Source organism: Aquibacillus koreensis, assembly GCF_025154055.1.
GTDB lineage: Bacteria > Bacillota > Bacilli > Bacillales > Amphibacillaceae > Aquibacillus_C > Aquibacillus_C koreensis.
Map to the genome: position 1 here is coordinate 11,996 of NZ_JAOALK010000043.1, position 16,433 is coordinate 28,428.

At 38.4% G+C, this 16,433-nt stretch carries 17 protein-coding genes and 1 pseudogene; 14 read left to right on the plus strand and 4 right to left on the minus strand.

Annotated elements, in window-relative coordinates; translation table 11 throughout:
* Positions 1-197: 197 nt before the first annotated feature.
* Together NYQ66_RS11780 and NYQ66_RS11785 are read right to left on the minus strand one after the other, a co-directional pair.
* Positions 198-1,067: a hypothetical protein gene (locus NYQ66_RS11780; RefSeq protein ID WP_259869695.1), complete on the minus strand. Its 870-nt coding sequence runs from the start codon at positions 1,065-1,067 to the stop codon at positions 198-200.
* Positions 1,048-1,968 (minus strand): WD40/YVTN/BNR-like repeat-containing protein, encoded by a 921-nt coding sequence (locus tag NYQ66_RS11785; protein WP_259869698.1) that lies wholly within the window; start codon positions 1,966-1,968, stop codon positions 1,048-1,050. Before NYQ66_RS11785 ends, NYQ66_RS11780 begins: the two co-directional genes overlap by 20 nt.
* A gap of 147 nt (positions 1,969-2,115) precedes the next feature.
* On the opposite strand from NYQ66_RS11785, the gene NYQ66_RS11790 reads away from it, so the two are divergent.
* On the plus strand, positions 2,116-2,268 hold the full coding sequence (locus NYQ66_RS11790) for a hypothetical protein (protein ID WP_259869699.1): 153 nt from the start codon (positions 2,116-2,118) through the stop codon (positions 2,266-2,268).
* A 62-nt stretch (positions 2,269-2,330) separates the two neighbouring features.
* Here the strand turns inward: NYQ66_RS11790 and NYQ66_RS11795 are convergent, their stop codons facing one another.
* Positions 2,331-2,498, minus strand: a complete 168-nt coding sequence (locus NYQ66_RS11795) for a hypothetical protein (protein WP_259869701.1) — start codon at positions 2,496-2,498, stop codon at positions 2,331-2,333.
* A gap of 219 nt (positions 2,499-2,717) precedes the next feature.
* Here NYQ66_RS11795 and NYQ66_RS11800 point away from each other — a divergent pair, with 219 nt between their 5' ends.
* The 10 genes from NYQ66_RS11800 (at position 2,718) to NYQ66_RS11845 (ending at position 11,956) form a co-directional block, all read left to right on the plus strand.
* Positions 2,718-3,338, plus strand: coding sequence for a 5-bromo-4-chloroindolyl phosphate hydrolysis family protein (locus NYQ66_RS11800; RefSeq protein ID WP_259869703.1), 621 nt, complete (start codon positions 2,718-2,720; stop codon positions 3,336-3,338).
* 23 nt (positions 3,339-3,361) lie between these two features.
* Positions 3,362-4,540, plus strand: coding sequence for a toxic anion resistance protein (locus tag NYQ66_RS11805; RefSeq protein ID WP_407652076.1), 1,179 nt, complete (start codon positions 3,362-3,364; stop codon positions 4,538-4,540).
* A 376-nt stretch (positions 4,541-4,916) separates the two neighbouring features.
* Positions 4,917-5,432 carry a DoxX family protein gene (locus tag NYQ66_RS11810; protein WP_259869706.1) on the plus strand — a complete coding sequence of 172 codons (516 nt, stop codon included), beginning with the start codon at positions 4,917-4,919 and terminating at the stop codon, positions 5,430-5,432.
* A 167-nt stretch (positions 5,433-5,599) separates the two neighbouring features.
* Positions 5,600-6,430 carry a protein-glutamine gamma-glutamyltransferase gene (locus tag NYQ66_RS11815; protein ID WP_259869708.1) on the plus strand — a complete coding sequence of 277 codons (831 nt, stop codon included), beginning with the start codon at positions 5,600-5,602 and terminating at the stop codon, positions 6,428-6,430.
* A gap of 109 nt (positions 6,431-6,539) precedes the next feature.
* A complete protein-coding gene (locus NYQ66_RS21525) occupies positions 6,540-6,743 on the plus strand; it encodes a YjcZ family sporulation protein (protein ID WP_407652077.1) in 204 nt (67 codons plus the stop codon).
* A 157-nt stretch (positions 6,744-6,900) separates the two neighbouring features.
* The gene (locus NYQ66_RS11825; RefSeq protein WP_259869710.1) at positions 6,901-7,818 is read left to right on the plus strand and encodes a S8 family peptidase; all 918 of its coding nucleotides are present in this window, start codon (positions 6,901-6,903) and stop codon (positions 7,816-7,818) included.
* Between the two features lie 171 nt (positions 7,819-7,989).
* Positions 7,990-9,528 carry a spore germination protein gene (locus tag NYQ66_RS11830; RefSeq protein ID WP_259869712.1) on the plus strand — a complete coding sequence of 513 codons (1,539 nt, stop codon included), beginning with the start codon at positions 7,990-7,992 and terminating at the stop codon, positions 9,526-9,528.
* The gene (locus NYQ66_RS11835; protein ID WP_259869713.1) at positions 9,521-10,627 is read left to right on the plus strand and encodes a GerAB/ArcD/ProY family transporter; all 1,107 of its coding nucleotides are present in this window, start codon (positions 9,521-9,523) and stop codon (positions 10,625-10,627) included. The genes NYQ66_RS11830 and NYQ66_RS11835 overlap by 8 nt, the downstream gene beginning before the upstream one ends.
* Position 10,628: 1 nt before the next feature.
* Entirely contained in the window at positions 10,629-11,810 is a 1,182-nt protein-coding gene (locus NYQ66_RS11840; RefSeq protein WP_259869716.1) for a Ger(x)C family spore germination protein, read from the plus strand.
* Positions 11,810-11,956: a hypothetical protein gene (locus tag NYQ66_RS11845; protein WP_259869718.1), complete on the plus strand. Its 147-nt coding sequence runs from the start codon at positions 11,810-11,812 to the stop codon at positions 11,954-11,956. The genes NYQ66_RS11840 and NYQ66_RS11845 overlap by 1 nt, the downstream gene beginning before the upstream one ends.
* A 223-nt stretch (positions 11,957-12,179) precedes the next feature.
* On the opposite strand, the gene NYQ66_RS11850 is transcribed toward NYQ66_RS11845, so the two are convergent.
* On the minus strand, positions 12,180-13,298 hold the full coding sequence (locus NYQ66_RS11850; protein WP_259869720.1) for a hypothetical protein: 1,119 nt from the start codon (positions 13,296-13,298) through the stop codon (positions 12,180-12,182).
* Positions 13,299-13,549: 251 nt separating this feature from the next.
* Between NYQ66_RS11850 and NYQ66_RS11855 the strand changes: the two genes are divergently transcribed.
* The 3 genes and pseudogenes from NYQ66_RS11855 (at position 13,550) to phnE (ending at position 16,419) form a co-directional block, all read left to right on the plus strand.
* Complete coding sequence (locus NYQ66_RS11855; protein ID WP_259869722.1) at positions 13,550-14,671, plus strand: phosphate/phosphite/phosphonate ABC transporter substrate-binding protein; 1,122 nt, start codon at positions 13,550-13,552, stop codon at positions 14,669-14,671.
* 158 nt (positions 14,672-14,829) lie between these two features.
* Positions 14,830-15,614 (plus strand): annotated as a pseudogene (gene phnC / locus NYQ66_RS11860) (phosphonate ABC transporter ATP-binding protein).
* Positions 15,604-16,419: a phosphonate ABC transporter, permease protein PhnE gene (gene phnE, locus NYQ66_RS11865; protein WP_259869724.1), complete on the plus strand. Its 816-nt coding sequence runs from the start codon at positions 15,604-15,606 to the stop codon at positions 16,417-16,419. Before phnC ends, phnE begins: the two are co-directional and overlap by 11 nt.
* Positions 16,420-16,433: the final 14 nt, after the last annotated feature.

Genomic DNA, 16,433 nt, shown 5'->3' on the forward strand with positions numbered 1-16,433 from the left:
CTCACCTTCTTTTTTGAAAAGAAAATGCAGCAAATGAACGTTGCATATAGGAATAAAATAATCGTAGTTACCCTAGGAAAATTGCCACTTTGAATTTGATAAATGATATCTATTAGTGCATATACAATTGCAACCACCGTAAGGATTATCAACAATAACGGTTTTATTTTCATCGCACACCTTCCTAGAAAAGCACTCTAAAACGCTCCACCCTGATACGCCAATACAATCGGATCATTCTCTTCCATCGTTGCCTTGTACAAACTAATATTCCCTACAGTCGGTTCAATTTCCTCTGAGTTGGCAACAAAATTTTCATCTAAACTTATCGCCCAAACGGCTTCATTGTTTTTTTTCAAAACAATTGCAAGTGTACCGAACTGTTCGACATTGTCCCATCCAAACAACTCCGTTTGATCGTCTACTGTAATGGCAATTCCATTGTTTTGCCTTTCTACCTGAGCGTTATCCGCTCCCCATTTCCCTCGGATTTGAGAAGCTACATAATAATAAGACATGCTATCTTCTTGCCGATCACCATATGTACCAATGAATTGTTGGATCGTTTGGTCTTCCGCTTCATAAGTAAAGGCCGCAATATCATTTGCCAACCATTCAATTTTATAATCGCCTGCGATCTCCGGCTCCAATCGATCTTTTGGACGACTGAGAATACCGTAGTATGACCTATAGTACATCGCCTCTCCTGTCTCCGTGTCTTGTTTGATTGCAAAAATCTGCTGTAAGTTAGGTGATATGCTCGAGATATTTTTAACTTCCTTATTACGCTCAACCAGAAGTACAACATTTACAATAATGAAAAGCGTCACCATAGTTGTAACCACTACTGTCCAAATTTTTTTCCATGTTAACAAAAACAGAAGCGCCATATATAAGCAAATGATACTGAGCATATTAATGACATAGAAAATTCGATTATCAATATACTCCACTTGATATCTTGGCTGGATAATTAAATAGCCAATTTGCAAACAAAAGAAGCCAATTGCCATTAAGAACAGCAGCCAACCAACACTCTTCGTCCACTTAACCTTGCTCTGTTTCATTTGGTTCAACCTCCTCGGAAAATTCCCATGTTAATCCGTTGTCCTTTGAAATGAACTTCCCTTTTACTTTTCCACCTTGATAATCACCTGTTGGGCCTTGGTTCAACAAAACCGCTAAGTGATCGCCCTCTTTCACTGGTGTTTCCGCTTGGACAAAGACACGCTCATACTGACTCGGGATCTGGAACACCGCATGACGCCATGACTTTCCGCCATCTGTTGTCACATACACATCTGGTTCTTCGGGATTAATTGTTCCATAGGATAAAAATCCTGTATTCGCATCTACAAAACCTCCATCTGCAATTAAACGCATGCTTCCGGCTTCTGCAGTTGCTTCCCATGTTGCCCCACCGTCATGCGTTAGAAAGGCATTCGAATATTCAGATGACATCGTTCGTCCGCCAGAAAGAATAGCATAGCCAAATTGATCATCGATGAAGTCTATTTTTCTAAAACGTAGCCCATGAAAGCTTTCGAAAATTACACTGTCCTGCCACGTTTCTCCTTGATCAAGCGTGTACTTCACTAATACATCACCGCCTTGATATAAGAATGCAGCACGCGCTTCAGTGAGTACATAGCTATCACTGATTAATTGTTGTTTGTTTCCCTGATACTCTCCAGCAAATAATGCATCCTTTACAATTGGGACTTTGATCCAGTCATTACCGCCATTGTAGGTAATGTTAACCTCATCATTTTGTAACGTATAACTTAACTCGTTGTTATTTACTGGTTGTAACACTTCGGGTTGTGGTTCTTGTTGCGGTGCATTTTCTTGGTCAATGGTGTGGGTTAAATGTGGTGGTTTGATATCAATTGGATTTTGGTTATAGATGATGGAGATGACCAAACCAATAAGAATTGTGATAGATATTGTGATTATCGTTTTTTTCATACGAAGGACTCCCCTTGTGTTGATTTGTTCCCTTTCAGTATAGCTTAAAAACAGATACCTTCCCATATAATGTAAAAATTTTTCGTAATTGGATAGGTAGCCCTGCCTGCGTAAATAATAACACACGCAACAAAAAGGAGGATTTAGATGACCAAGAAAAGAGAAGCTAATACCAAATCATTTATGCAGCCTGGATTCGCGGGGACGGATCCTCAAAAAGTAAAACAACAAATCCAAAAAGATGTGAAAAACGGAGACGGTGCGATGACTTCCCGCGAGGCTGGAGCAATGCGCGATTAAAAACGTTACGCTTCATTAAAAAGGAACCCCAATTGTTAGTGCGCTAGCAATTGGGGTTCCTTTTATAGATGATCTGTATCAATTCTTGGAGAATCGGAATCAAGCGCAGCAGACGCCCGGGCATTTTCGTTATGTCGCTTATCCACTTCCTTGTCTATCGATGCGCTTTTACGTGCGGCTGCGGCTGCGTCTTCGTTTGCTATATCCACATTTTTATTTTGTTTTGCCATCCGCTAACACCTCCTACCCGCTACTATTCCCACATGAAAGTAAAATATTTAATTGGGAGATAAGCTATAATCCATCCTTCTCAAACAACTTCATGCACCCGCTGTATGCATTACCTCTCCATTTGTTATACTTGTCCTAATAAGAACTGAAACCTTTGTTCCCTTTAAAACGTAAATACATGTAGATATATGTAGATTTAAAGTTAGGAGTCGATATAGATGTACAAGTTTCTAACCGTAGTCGTTCGAATCATGATCGCAATTCCTGTGAAGTCTACCATTTGGTTGGTTAGCTTTTTTGCTTACGATTTACCTTATTGGCATGCATCAGCTATAGCTTTACTAGGCGCAGGCCTAACTTATGGACTTTTATCGGCATCTATTTATTTCCGTACGTTGAAAAAGAATCAATTAAAAATGAGAGAATATCGCTATATTCGCAAAAATTTAGAGGAAGCAAATCGCAAAATACGCCGCATGCAAAAAGCACTATTTTCTATTCGCCAATTTGCTTTTTTAAAAGAAGTTTTTGATATGTTACGTACTGTTAGGAAGATTTATCAAGTAACAAAGAAAGAGCCAAAGCGGTTCTATCAAGGTGAGAAATTCTATTTTTCCCATTTGGATTCAGCAGTAGAACTAACAGAAAAATATGTGTTGCTTTCGTCTCAACCAAAGAAGAATAGTGAAATGGAGAAAGCTCTTTCTGAAACACGTCATACGATTAAAGAAATGAAAACGACGATCGAAAATGACCTTTATCATATTCTTTCAGGTGACCTTGAGCAGCTGCATTTTGAATTAGATTATGCGAAGCACACGACAAATCCACATAAATAGTACATTCCTAAAGGAAAGGTTGGATGATAGTGAATAATAACAAAGATACGATCAACAATGGTGATCTTGATTTAATGGATGATTTATTGGCTAAACCATTTGGAGATCGGGAAAGCGTATCAGAAACGCAAATAGTGGAAACGAAATCACCACGCCTTATCGATGTTTTGCCAGAGGAAGATCAAGAAAAGGCCAAAATGCTTGCTATACAAATTGATCCAAAAAACCACGAAGCGATCATTTCTTACGGGACACAGGCACAAACAAAGTTATTGGCATTCTCCCACACGATGCTTGAGCATGTCCAAAAGAAAGATGTTGGGGAAGTTGGACAAGTAATTAGTGACTTAATGAAAAAATTTAACGACATGAACCCTGATGATTTGAAGTCTGAAAAACAAAATGTTATCAAGCGTTTGTTCGGTAAGCTTTCTGGATCCGTGAACGAGATCATCTCTAAATACCAAAAAACAGGTGCACAAATTGATCGAATAAGCGTGAGATTAGAGCAAAATAAAGATGTACTTTTATCTGATATCACGATGTTGGAAAAACTCTATGAAAATAATAAAGAATATTTCAAAGGGCTTAACGTCTACATCGCTGCCGGAGAACTCAAGCTTGAAGAAATCGAGCAAAAGGAGTTACCGGCATTGAGGAAAGAAGCAGAAGCTACGAATGATCAAATGAAATATCAAGAGGTTAATGATATGCTTCAATTTGCGGACCGATTAGAAAAACGATTGCATGATTTGAAGTTAAGTCGCCAAATCACCGTGCAAAGTGCACCGCAAATTAGATTAATTCAAAGTACAAACCAGGTGCTTGTGGAAAAGATTCAATCTTCTATTTTAACAGCCATTCCATTATGGAAAAATCAAGTTGCCATTGCGCTAACCATGTTCCGACAGAAGCATGCAGTGGAGGCGCAAAAGCAAGTATCCCAAACTACGAATGACCTATTGTTAAAAAATGCAGAAATGCTAAAAACGAATACGATTGAGACTGCTAAACTAAATGAGCGTGGCCTTGTCGATATTGATACCTTGAAGAAAACGCAAGAGCATTTAGTTTCTACGCTTGAAGAAGTATTACAGATTCAAGACGATGGTAGAAGAAAACGTATAGAAGCAGAACAAGAGATTAGCTCGATGGAAAATGAGTTAAAGCAGAAGCTGTTGCATATACGGGACGGGAAATAATCGACGTTTTCTATGGAAATTCAGTATAATCAAGAGGGTTAGCTACTAATATAGGTGCTACCCTCTTTTTTGATGCATCGAAACGCATGCGCCTTTTGACATGTTTTTGATCAAACGTTTGTTTAACCATTTGAGCATTGCGACACATACCACCTTTAACATGATCATTTCCCACTCTTCTGTTCTATTGTCAACACTAAATATCAACCTTCACGCATTTGTCATAACTTTGTTTCTTAAATGTGAAGTATTGCACAAACTTATTTTCTATACTTATTATACGTGTTAATATAAAAACATAGAAAGACACAAACAAGAATTCTTGAAAAACCAAATGTGAAATGATGAACATGATAAAATATTAGGAGTGATCGACATGTTTGAATTATTAAGAAAAAATAACGTTGTAGCTGGTGTGTTGGCAATCATTCGAATTTATCTTGGCTATATGTGGTTTACAGCAGGTTTAGGAAAAGTTACTGGTGGATTTGATGCAACAGGATTTTTACAAGGCGCAGTGGCTAACCCAGTCGCAGGTCCAGATGGGATTGTTTATGGATGGTATGTAGACTTCTTACAAGCTTTTGCAATTCCAAATGCAGATCTTTTCAACATCCTTGTTCCTTGGGGTGAAGTATTAGTAGGACTTGGTTTAATGCTTGGCTGTTTCACAACAGCAGCAGCCTTCTTCGGAATGGTAATGAACTTCTCTTTCTTACTAGCTGGAACAGTATCTCACAACCCAACTGACATTTTAATCGGTACAGTCATCCTTGTTGCTGGAGCGAACGCTGGTAAATTTGGCGCAGACAGATATGTTTTACCTTACCTAAGAACAGTTATTGCAAGAAGAAGAGAGCAAAAAGAAGTTACAGAAACAGTCGAAGTTTAGTAAAAAAAGCGTACAGCCTCGGTTGTACGCTTTTTCCTTTTTCCACTTATGTTAATTTGTGAACACAAGAACCGTCCCCATGTTTCCATCAGGAGCACATTTTTAGTTTGTATTGTGAATAGGTTAAGTATGAATAACAAAATTTTTAGTGTAGAACGGAGAATGAGATGATACAAGTATCTGGGAAGCCCCTTGAAATGACGGACTCGTGGAACTTGGGAAGTATGGAAAGAATAATTATCGAAAAAATGCATAACTCTCCTGGCCTTTATTCCTTTCCTTCCATGGATGCATTTTTGTTTGATATTAACGTTAGAAAGAACATGATAGAAAGTGCAGAAAAAATGAATCAAAGTCAGGCCGTATTCACCATTTTCGAATATGCTCGTTGCAACCCCGATTACTGGTATTTAACAGCACAAGGTGGATTCCAATTACATCCGAATAGAAAACCTTCTCAAGCCATTCTAGATATTTTCAACAATAGCTTCCTCTATGCATTTGAATGCGCAACAGCATGTGTCATCATCTTCTACCATGCCTTATTGCATCGTATAGGGGAGGAAAAATTTAATGAATTGTTTCCACAACTCTATTTATACAGTTGGCATACGGAACCTAATCTCGGTCTATACACTTTTTATTCCGATCATTATATACCTAGTGATGTTGTCTATATTAAAAACCCTGACTATAATCCAAGTACTCCCTGGTTTAGAGGATTAAATGCTGTCGCTTTAACTAGTGGGCAGTTTTATAGTCATGGATTTGGAATAAAGAGCCATAAAGAAATTATTGATATTCTTAATCAAAACAGAAGCCCAGGTAGTGATCGAACTGCATATGTAACCAATCTAGTTACAAGAATTTCTTCTGAGTCTATATCAATGACAAGAACGATCAACAACGCTTTTATTCCAATTGTCGTACACCATAATAAAAGCTCCATTTCATGTAAACGATATATTTCCTACCTACAAAAAATGATTTCTAGTTAAAACATCATAAAATTGGGTTTGTCATATTCGCCCATTCTTCCTATTGACGGGCTCAGTTACAAATTAGGTGAATATAGTATAGTGATCAAGCTTAAAAGGATGTGTTAACATGTATGCAAATGTAAATGCAGCTCCTAATGTTGGAGCAAACGTAAACGCTGCACCTACTATGGTTGCTAGCCAACCATACATGCCACAATATATGATGCCTAGTTATGGCTATTGTCCTCCTGGGCGCACACAGAACACATTTGTTTTAATTGTGGTACTGTTTATCTTATTAATTATCGTCGGTGCTGCTAATTACTGCTAAGAAAAGTTAAATAATTCCTGTACAATTGGAACCTGTACAGGAATTTTTTATTTATCTGCTAAAAATGATGGGTATCTATACATTTTTGAAAAAGGACATATAATCGTACACTTTTTTCTCCTTGTTGAATTGTCTATTAGTAATAAGGAGGAGAATCATGGTACAAGTACAATTAATTCCATTTAAAGTACAGCAAGCGTTTGCTAAAACGAATGAAATCCCTACGGCTATTAAAATGATGCGAGCACCGAAAAAGTGGAAAGAAGGCTATACAGGCAGAGGTGTTGTTGGGGTCATTGATACAGGTTGTGATCGGAAACATCCTGATCTAAAAAATAGAATTATTGGCGGAAGAAATTTTTCATCAGAGAATAAATCTAACTTTCTAGATTTTAATGATCAAAATGGACACGGTACACATGTAGCTGGAACCATTGCCGCTACGGTGAATGGTCTTGGCGTCTCTGGTGTAGCTCCTCACGCACAAGTATTCGTTTTGAAGGCCTTTGATGCAAAGGGGTATGGAGAGACGGAAAGCATTATTAATGCGATCCACTATGCAATCAGATGGCGAGGTAATAACGGTGAGAAAATACGGGTTCTTTCCATATCCTTTGGGTCAAAAGAGAATCACCCAAAACTTCATCAAGCTGTCCGAAAAGCAGTAGCCAATGATATGTTGGTTGTTTGCGCTGCCGGAAATGATGGTGATGATAATATTCATACAACGGAAAGGTTATACCCAGGTCATTATCAAGAAGTGGTGCAAGTAGGTGCAGTCGATCATAAAGGGAATATGGCTCCTTTTACGAATTCAAATGACGAGATTGACCTCGTTGCTCCAGGAGTGGATGTACGATCAACCTATCTAAACGGAAAGTATGCATCGCTATCTGGCACATCGATGGCTACTCCCCACGTGGCAGGAGCTGCCGCAATTATGATCGAACAACTGGAAAAAGAGTTGGGGAGAACGCTAACAGAACCTGAACTGTATACACAATTAATTCAATCCACTGTCTCCTTAAAGCACAGTAAAAGAGCGCAAGGAAACGGATTTATTTTATTCTCATAACAATAGAAAAGATCATACAAGCACTGAAGGGTGACCTAACGTGGCACCTAATCAATAGCTTCATTGGAAACAGAGGTGGAAACAGAGGGACGGTTCTCTTGTCCACAGTCGTATAAAAAACACGATATAGGAAAAGAATGGAGATAATAACAATATACCCGAGGAGAAATTATGAAGAGGTATGCTAGGTCACAAAATAAAAAAAAGAACGCAACAACACCTAAACATAATGCTTCATTTCAAATCAAGATTGGTACCAATCTTGACGAGAATGTAGACAGTGTGAAAAAGATGCTTGATGAGCCTGATGATCTTATTGTTCGTGAATTGTCGATTGGTACAGACCACCAAAAAGCAGCAATTGTTTATATAAAAGGAATGGTTGATCACAAATTAGTTCAAGATAATATCCTAAAAACAATCCTAGAAAAAGAACCAGAGGCCGACATAGACTTGTCAGATTATTTCTATCAAGAAATTATTGCGATATCGGATATAAAGAAAGTCAAAACATTAGATGACGTCTCCCTTGCCATCTTATCCGGAAGCACTGCCCTCTACATCGATCAGACAGACACTGTATTACTTATGGGAACCGCAGGTGGAGAACATCGCGCAATTGAAGAGCCGCAATCGGAACGGTTAATTCGTGGTCCAAGAGCAGGTTTTATTGAGAATATCGGAACAAATGTATCATTAATCCGCCAAGATATTAAAGACCCTAATCTCCGTTTTAAAACACATGAAATTGGTCGCCGTTCGAAACAAAAGCTTGTAGTTAGTTATATTGATGGGATTGTGAATCCCGATCTAGTTCAAGAAATCAATCGAAGGCTTCAATCAATTGATACGGAATATGCCGTAGGCTCAGGCGAGGTTGAACATTGGATCCAAGATAGTTTTTTATCTCCTTTTCCTCAACTAGGTGATACAGAACGTCCTGATCGGGCGGTCGATGCCCTTTTAAAAGGAAAAGTCGTTATTCTAGTGGATGGTACGCCGTTTGTTTTAATAGCACCGATGACGTTAGTCGAAACATTGCACTCCTTGGAAGATAACAGTCAACGATGGATTGTTGGAACGTCTTTACGCTTATTGCGCTTTTTATCAGCATTTATTGCGATTTTTTTGCCTAGTGTGTATATTGCGCTCATATCCTTCCACCCAGAAATGTTGCCTGCTAAACTCTTATTTTCCATCGCGGCTTCGCGAGAGGGTGTGCCTTTTCCTGCATTTATAGAAGCGATGTTGATGGCGATCACCTTTGAAATTTTACATGAGGCAGGTGTGAGGCTTCCAAAAATTATTGGTGCAACGATCGGAATTGTTGGTGGGCTAGTAATCGGTGAATCTGCTGTTAGTGCGGGGATCGTTAGTCCGTTTTTAGTCATTATTACTGCCCTTACTGCCATTGCATCGTTTGCCACACCTCAATATAGTATGGCGATTAGTTTCCGCCTCATACGTTTCACATTCATGATCGCCGCTGCTACGCTCGGTCTTTATGGAATCATACTTGTCTATATCATGATCAATATACATCTTGTTAATCTCAAAAGTTTTGGTGTTCCTTATTCAACTCCATTTGGCCCGTTATTATTAAAAGATTGGAAGGAAATGATCATTCGGGCACCAATTATGATGCTTACGAAACGTCCAAGCTACTTAAAAACAATGGATAAAACAAAGAGGGATCCTTCTAATGAATAAGTTAAAGCAAAGCAATGAAACAATACAAGATCTGGATATTATGATTGCAATCCCTTCTGTCGTTATTGCGATTGGTTTTCTTTATATGCCCAGAGTCTTGGCAGAGCCAACAATCGGTTTGGATGCCATTTATACTATTTTATTAGGCGGCGTAATTACGATCCTCCTCACATGGCTAGGAGTAAGTCTTGCCATTCACTTTCCTGGGCAGTCTTTTGTCACTTATGCATCTAAACTGGTATCCAAACCCATCGCGGTAGCACTTGCTTTACTTTTTGCCTTGCACGGTATTTTGATTACTTGCTTTGAAGTAAGAGCCATTGCTGAAATATCACATTTATATTTATTTAATCGAACACCAATCGAAGTGATTGGGCTAGCTTTTTTATTAGTAGTTATTTATGCGGTGGCAGGGTCTCGCGTAGCTATTTTTCGCCTAAATGCACTTTTTTTCCCAGTCATTCTTGTAGCTATATTCATACTTGCCGTATTTTCACTTGGATTTACAGATGCTACTAATGCTTATCCCTTTTTTCAAACGGATCTGAACGGCTATTCTTTTGCTACCCTACGAAGCATTTCAACGATCGGCGGCTTTGGGGTATTTGGCTATGTTTTATTTTATGTTTCACTAATCCGCTCACCAAAAAAAACACCCAAAATGGCAATGTATGGTGTAATACTCGTGATTCTACTTCATCTCATCATTTTCACGATGACGCTTCTGGTATTTGGGAATATCACCACTTCCAATTTAATGTTTCCCGTGATCGAACTTGCAAGGGCAATTGAACTACCAGGTGGATTTTTTAATCGGTTTGACTCGTTATTTTTCGTCGTGTGGACAATGGCAATCTTTAACACAACCGTTATGACATATGATCTTGCTGTAATCGTATTCCAATCTGTTTTTAAAAACGCGAAAAAGGAAAAACTTGTTTTCTTACTCGCCCCTATTATTTTTTTCATTAGTGGTTTGCCTAAAAACACTTATGAGCTTGATTATTCCGGAAGAATGTTAAGTTACTTTGGCATTACTCTGGCAACAGGTGTTACGTTGTTGTTATTCGTATTGCACAAAGTCAGAGGGGTGAAATAGGATGCGCATGCGAAAATACTTGGAGATTCTTTCATCTTTATTCGTAATAGTTTTTCTATCTGGTTGTTGGGATAGTGAAGAAATAGAGAATCGCGCGTTTATTCGAGGATCATCAATTGATTTAGCTGAACAAACAACGAAAGATAATCCACAGCTAACTTTGACGCAACAGCTGATCGTACCTGCTGCTATTGGAACTGCAACGACAGGAGGCGGAGAACAACCAGCTTTTCGCAATCTGGCACTTTCGGGTGAAAGTCTCATGCATATTAATAATGAAATATCAAAGCGAGCAAATCGAACGTTGTATGCCCATCATTTAGAGGTACTTTTGTTCTCGGAGGATGTCGTCAAACAACCTGATTTGTTTGAAAAATTACTTGATCTATTCACACGTGAGCAGCAAAACCGAAGAAGTGTCCTCGTTGCAGTAACCAAAGAAAAGGCTAGCTCTTTATTAGATATAGAACCGGAACACATAAAAGTGCCCTCGCAATATATAAGTGAATTGCTAGACAACAAGAAAAGTGCTGAAGTTTCCCCACCACTTCGACTCGGAGATTTACATGAAAAATTGTTTGCGAATGTTAGTTTTGTCATACCGTATCTTGCAATCGTTGATGACAAGAGCATTGAAAATAGTGGTGTTGCTGTGTTTAATACCAATGAACGAGCTGTTATTGGTACATTGGATGGTCCATTAACAATGGGCCGAAATTTTATGACAGGTGATATGGAAGCAGGTAATATGAGGATCTCCATTCAAGATGCAAAGGCGAATATAATGATCGCTAATGTACAAAGCAGCTTGAAATTGACCAATAAGGATAAAAACAATCTAACATTTGAAATAGATGTGAATATTTCTGGCGTAATTTCCGAAACCAATAGCAAAATAAACCCACACACCCATTTAGATTTGTATGCAAAGGGTTTAGAAAAAGAGGTCAAGAAATTGGTAGATAAAACAATCACGAAAGCACAAACAGACTTAAAAACAGATATTTTTAAATTCAATATCTACTTATATGGTCATCATTACAAATTGTGGGAGTCCCTAAAGGATGAGTGGGATACAGGTGCAAACTATTTCGCAAATAGCAAAATCAATGTGACTGTTAATGCCAACATCGAAATGTCAGGTAATACACAGTTCACAACCCAGAAAGAGAAGGGATCATGATGTGGAATTTCATTATAGAACGCATGCCAGGAACATTATCGATTATCTGCACCGTATTAGCTTATCTCATTCCTTATACGGTGTATAAAATTAACAAAACGCTACATAAATATGGCGATCCACCTTGGATGAAGGATGAGAAATAAATCTATAATTTGGATTGACTGTTATTGATGATTATCTTCTAGAAATTGTTCCGTAACTACACATAGATTCTAGGTTCTTGGAGTTAAAAGCAACTATCGGGGACGTTTAATCCCTTATTTCCACTATAATTGACAGTTTGATGCTACTCAGGAATACAAAAAATCCATTATGAAAAAAGTACCAAGTAGCACTCCACTACTTGGTACCTGCACTCCAAATTTATTATGCATTTTCTTGATCTCGTTTACTCTGTTCATAACGTTTTTGTTGTCGATAGCCGTATGTTGCATTGCTTACTAACTCATCATCCTCTAACCCGGCACCAATCGCACCACCTAATGTCGCAACAGAAGTCACAAGCCAAGTCAGATGAAGGTAATCTACAATCGTAACGTTTCCATGCAGGACGGACTGACCACGGAAAAGTTGTTCTGGCACAAAGAGCCTTACTGCTAAGAAAAACAAACCAAATAATATAATGTAATAAAATAGGACTGCGACACTCAAGGTGATCACCGTCGTTGTATTATAGATTCTGCGCATTTTCCGCTTATTCCAATAGCTAGGTTTTTCCCACAAGTGGTGAGCAAGCATAATCCAAAGCACCATACTCCCTAAGGATGTAACCATGAGGAGTATATAACGAGAAGGTTCAAATACAACACTCAGGTTCCATAAAGAAGGAAAAATAAGTCCATACGCACCAGTAGCAAACGCAATTGCGATTACTTTTTTAAACGAAGAAAAGATCTTCCATGGACGATTCGCATGGACCATCCCCAACGTAATTCTCAGCTTACCATTCAACCTAGGGATCACAAAATATTGATAAATCGTATCCTGACTTTGCTTCGTTCTTTTTCTTCGTACAGGTGATAAAACACGAGAAATTTTATGGTTTATTTGCTTAAACATCCCACGCTCCATTTCCTGCATTTGATTGGACTTTTCCATATGTAAGTCCCTTACCATCTGAATAATGGTATCCTTTAATCTCTTTCGCATTGGGAATAGTCCAAATGCAGGAAGAGAAATTTGTGTGACTTTTTCATTCACATTTGAGATTGCTAACACAATATCTTTCTTAGAAAAAACGGGAAGGTCCGTCACACTGATTGCATAATCCCAATTATGCATTTCTTTTGCATGTTTCGCTTCCTCTGATATTTCATCTGCAGTTTCCGCCGCCCCTGTTAACGGGTCCACTATTACCTCAACGTTCCATTCCACGTTGGCATCAATATACTTGTTTAATGCATCTGGAAGTGTTTCTGTTAAACTCCTAGCCACCTTCTCAGGTAATTCCGGAGCCGGCAGTAAACCTACTGTCATCTCTCTCATTAGATTCACCCTTTTATCATTTGACTCTAGATTACTTATTTCCCAATTGGCCAAACATAAAACACCTCAGATGGAAACATGGGGACGGTTCTTGTGTGCACACTTTTGTGTACACAAGAACCGTCCCCATGTTTCCATCATTTACAAATTCTTTATACTCCCTACATAAATGCTTAATATCTTGGGTGTAAGATGATACATGTTTCAACAAATAGTTTCAAAAACATATTTAACGACAAGGGGAATGGATAATGAAAACGAAATTAATGATTTTACTTGGGGTTTTGTTATTGATCGGCTTTATAGCTGGTTGTGGTTCTGAGGACAAAGATAACACAGCAAGTGCTGAAACCGATACAAATGAAAATGCAGAAAATGAAAATACCGACAATAACGCAGCTGAAGAAGAAAATACTGAAGCTGGAAATGAGAACATCGAAACATTGAAGGTGGATTTTGTCCCATCTCGTGACCCAGAAGAAATTGTTACGATGACAGAACCACTTAAAGGACTTTTAAAAGATGAGTTAAGTAAGCTTGGTTATGATGTAGACACAATTGAAATCAATGTTGGAACTACATATGAAGCTGTAGGGGAAGCTCTTTCTGCAGGTACTACGGATGTCGGATTAATCCCTGGTGGTACGTTTGTATTATACGATGACGGTGCAGATGTAATCTTAACTGCCACACGTGCAGCGTTGTCCAATGACTCTGAAAATCCAAAAGATTGGAATGACAATAAACCTACGGAAGGTTCAGAGGATGAACAAGCAACTTACTATCGTAGCCTAATGATCGCTGGCCCTTCTGAAAAAGGCCAAGAACTTGCTAAAAAGATTAACAATGGCGAAGCATTAACGTGGGAAGATCTAAATAGTGCAAACTGGGCTGTACAATCCACATCTTCTTCAGCAGGATATATTTATCCAACACTATGGTTACAAGATAATTTTGAAAAGAGTGTTACAGACTTAGACAATGCTGTTCAATCGAATGGATACGGTGACTCTTTTGCAAAATTAGCAGCACAACAAGTCGATATTGTTGTGGCTTACGCTGATGCACGTCGTGACAATGAAGATAAATGGACAACTGATTTTGAACGTTCCGCTTCGATTTGGGATGAAACAAACGTTATTGGTGTTACGCAACCGATCTATAACGATACCGTTTCTGTAAGTAAAAATTCAGAAACGATGACGGACGATTTAAAAGCTGCTCTTCAAGAAGCATTTATGAACATTGCTCAAACCGATGCAGGAAAAGAAGTCATTAGCGTTTACAGCCATGAAGGCTATCAAAAAGCAACTGCAGCTGATTACGATGGTGAAAGAGACGCACAAGAATTTTTAAAAGGACTTAAGCAATAATTGATTCACTCTTTATTTGTAGATAGGTGATTACATTTAGAAGTGACAGTTCGTTACTAAATAAAAATAAGAACATCATTTTATGGTGATGTTCTTATTTTTTCAATCTATCTTCTAAATAAGTAAGAAAGATTCTAATCATAGATTGGAGTAATACCATGATCGAGTTTATTAATGTTCATAAGATTTATCCAAATGGTACAAAAGCTTTACACAATCTCAACTTATTCATTGACCAAGGTGAGTTCGTTGCAGTTATCGGTTTATCCGGAGCGGGAAAATCAACGCTCATCCGATGTATTAACCGCATGCACGATATTACTGACGGACAACTTTTTGTTGATGGTACGAATATTACCAATCTGAAAGGGAAACAAGTCAGGAATTTACGTAGAAGAATTGGGATGATCTTTCAATCCTTTAATCTAGTTACAAGAATTTCTGTGCTTAATAATGTCCTAGTTTCTTTTGTCCCTGATAATGCCCTATGGCGCAATATCACTGGCCTGTATAAGAAACAACAAAAATAAAGGCATTAGAAGCCTTAGATAAAGTTGGGATTTTAGATAAAGCCTATATTCGTGTCGATCAATTATCCGGAGGACAGCAACAACGTGTAGCACTCGCTCGTACTCTGGCTCAAAACCCTGACATTATTTTAGCAGATGAGCCAATTGCATCCCTAGACCCAGTGACTTCTAAACTAGTAATGGACGATTTTAAACGAATTAATAAGGAGATGAACATCTCTGTCATCATGAATATTCACCATGTCGAGGTTGCTTTGGAATATGCGGATCGAATTATTGGTGTTCGCCAAGGCGAGATCGTCTTTGATGGGCCGTCCTCTAAAGTAACAGATACGATCCTTCATGAGATTTATGGAGGGAACGAAGAAGAATATAAGACGGTCTTCGAGGAGCAACACGTACATGTACAATAAAATTTTTCCACCAAAAAAAATAGTCTTAGCCAACGGAAAAGTAGTAGTAGAAAAGCGCTCGAAAACACCACTCATTCTACTTATTGTCATGATCGCTGTATATTATGCTGCGCAAGCCACTGGTTTTAGCTTTGAAGTAATTTTCAAACGAATACATGAGTTCTTCACTATCATCTTGCAAATGCTCCAACCAAACTGGGGGTACATTAGCGGTATCCTACCTGAACTCATGGTGACGTTAAAGATGTCTTTTTTCGGTTCGGTAATTGGTGCGATTGTTGCGTTACCAGCAGCAGTACTCGCTTCTTCCAATATTATTAAAAATAGAATCCTAGATTCGATATTAAAGACTGTGCTTAGTCTGTTAAGAACGATGCCAACGTTAGTAACAGCATTAATTGCAACGTATGTTTTCGATTTACCTGCTACGGCAGGAACAATCGCAATTTTTCTATTCACCATTTCCTATGTAGGTAAGTTGCTGTATGAAGCAATCGAGAATGTGGACATGGGTCCTTTTGAAGCAATGGAATCGACAGGAATGACAAGAATCCAGGCATTTCGTTATGCAATATTTCCTCAAATACTTCCAGGATATCTGTCTACCTCACTATTTTGCTTTGAAGGAAATGTAAGGTATGCCGCCATTCTTGGTTATGTAGGCGCAGGTGGAATTGGTAACTTGATTAATGAAACGATTGGGTGGCGCGATTATTCAAGCCTAGGCATGATCGTAATCATGTTAGTCCTTACCGTCTATATGATTGAAACCGTTAGTGAGCACTTTAGGAAAAAGTTAATTTAAAGGAGTAGTTCCTA

Coding starts and splice junctions, on each gene's coding strand:
- NYQ66_RS11780 (WP_259869695.1), bottom strand. CDS start 1,067: ATGAAACAGAGCAAGGTTAAGTGGACGAAGAGTGTTGGTTGGCTGCTG.
- NYQ66_RS11785 (WP_259869698.1), bottom strand. CDS start 1,968: ATGAAAAAAACGATAATCACAATATCTATCACAATTCTTATTGGTTTG.
- NYQ66_RS11790 (WP_259869699.1), top strand. CDS start 2,116: ATGACCAAGAAAAGAGAAGCTAATACCAAATCATTTATGCAGCCTGGA.
- NYQ66_RS11795 (WP_259869701.1), bottom strand. CDS start 2,498: ATGGCAAAACAAAATAAAAATGTGGATATAGCAAACGAAGACGCAGCC.
- NYQ66_RS11800 (WP_259869703.1), top strand. CDS start 2,718: ATGTACAAGTTTCTAACCGTAGTCGTTCGAATCATGATCGCAATTCCT.
- NYQ66_RS11805 (WP_407652076.1), top strand. CDS start 3,362: ATGATAGTGAATAATAACAAAGATACGATCAACAATGGTGATCTTGAT.
- NYQ66_RS11810 (WP_259869706.1), top strand. CDS start 4,917: ATGTTTGAATTATTAAGAAAAAATAACGTTGTAGCTGGTGTGTTGGCA.
- NYQ66_RS11815 (WP_259869708.1), top strand. CDS start 5,600: ATGATACAAGTATCTGGGAAGCCCCTTGAAATGACGGACTCGTGGAAC.
- NYQ66_RS21525 (WP_407652077.1), top strand. CDS start 6,540: ATGTATGCAAATGTAAATGCAGCTCCTAATGTTGGAGCAAACGTAAAC.
- NYQ66_RS11825 (WP_259869710.1), top strand. CDS start 6,901: ATGGTACAAGTACAATTAATTCCATTTAAAGTACAGCAAGCGTTTGCT.
- NYQ66_RS11830 (WP_259869712.1), top strand. CDS start 7,990: ATGAAGAGGTATGCTAGGTCACAAAATAAAAAAAAGAACGCAACAACA.
- NYQ66_RS11835 (WP_259869713.1), top strand. CDS start 9,521: ATGAATAAGTTAAAGCAAAGCAATGAAACAATACAAGATCTGGATATT.
- NYQ66_RS11840 (WP_259869716.1), top strand. CDS start 10,629: ATGCGCATGCGAAAATACTTGGAGATTCTTTCATCTTTATTCGTAATA.
- NYQ66_RS11845 (WP_259869718.1), top strand. CDS start 11,810: ATGTGGAATTTCATTATAGAACGCATGCCAGGAACATTATCGATTATC.
- NYQ66_RS11850 (WP_259869720.1), bottom strand. CDS start 13,298: ATGAGAGAGATGACAGTAGGTTTACTGCCGGCTCCGGAATTACCTGAG.
- NYQ66_RS11855 (WP_259869722.1), top strand. CDS start 13,550: ATGAAAACGAAATTAATGATTTTACTTGGGGTTTTGTTATTGATCGGC.
- phnE (WP_259869724.1), top strand. CDS start 15,604: ATGTACAATAAAATTTTTCCACCAAAAAAAATAGTCTTAGCCAACGGA.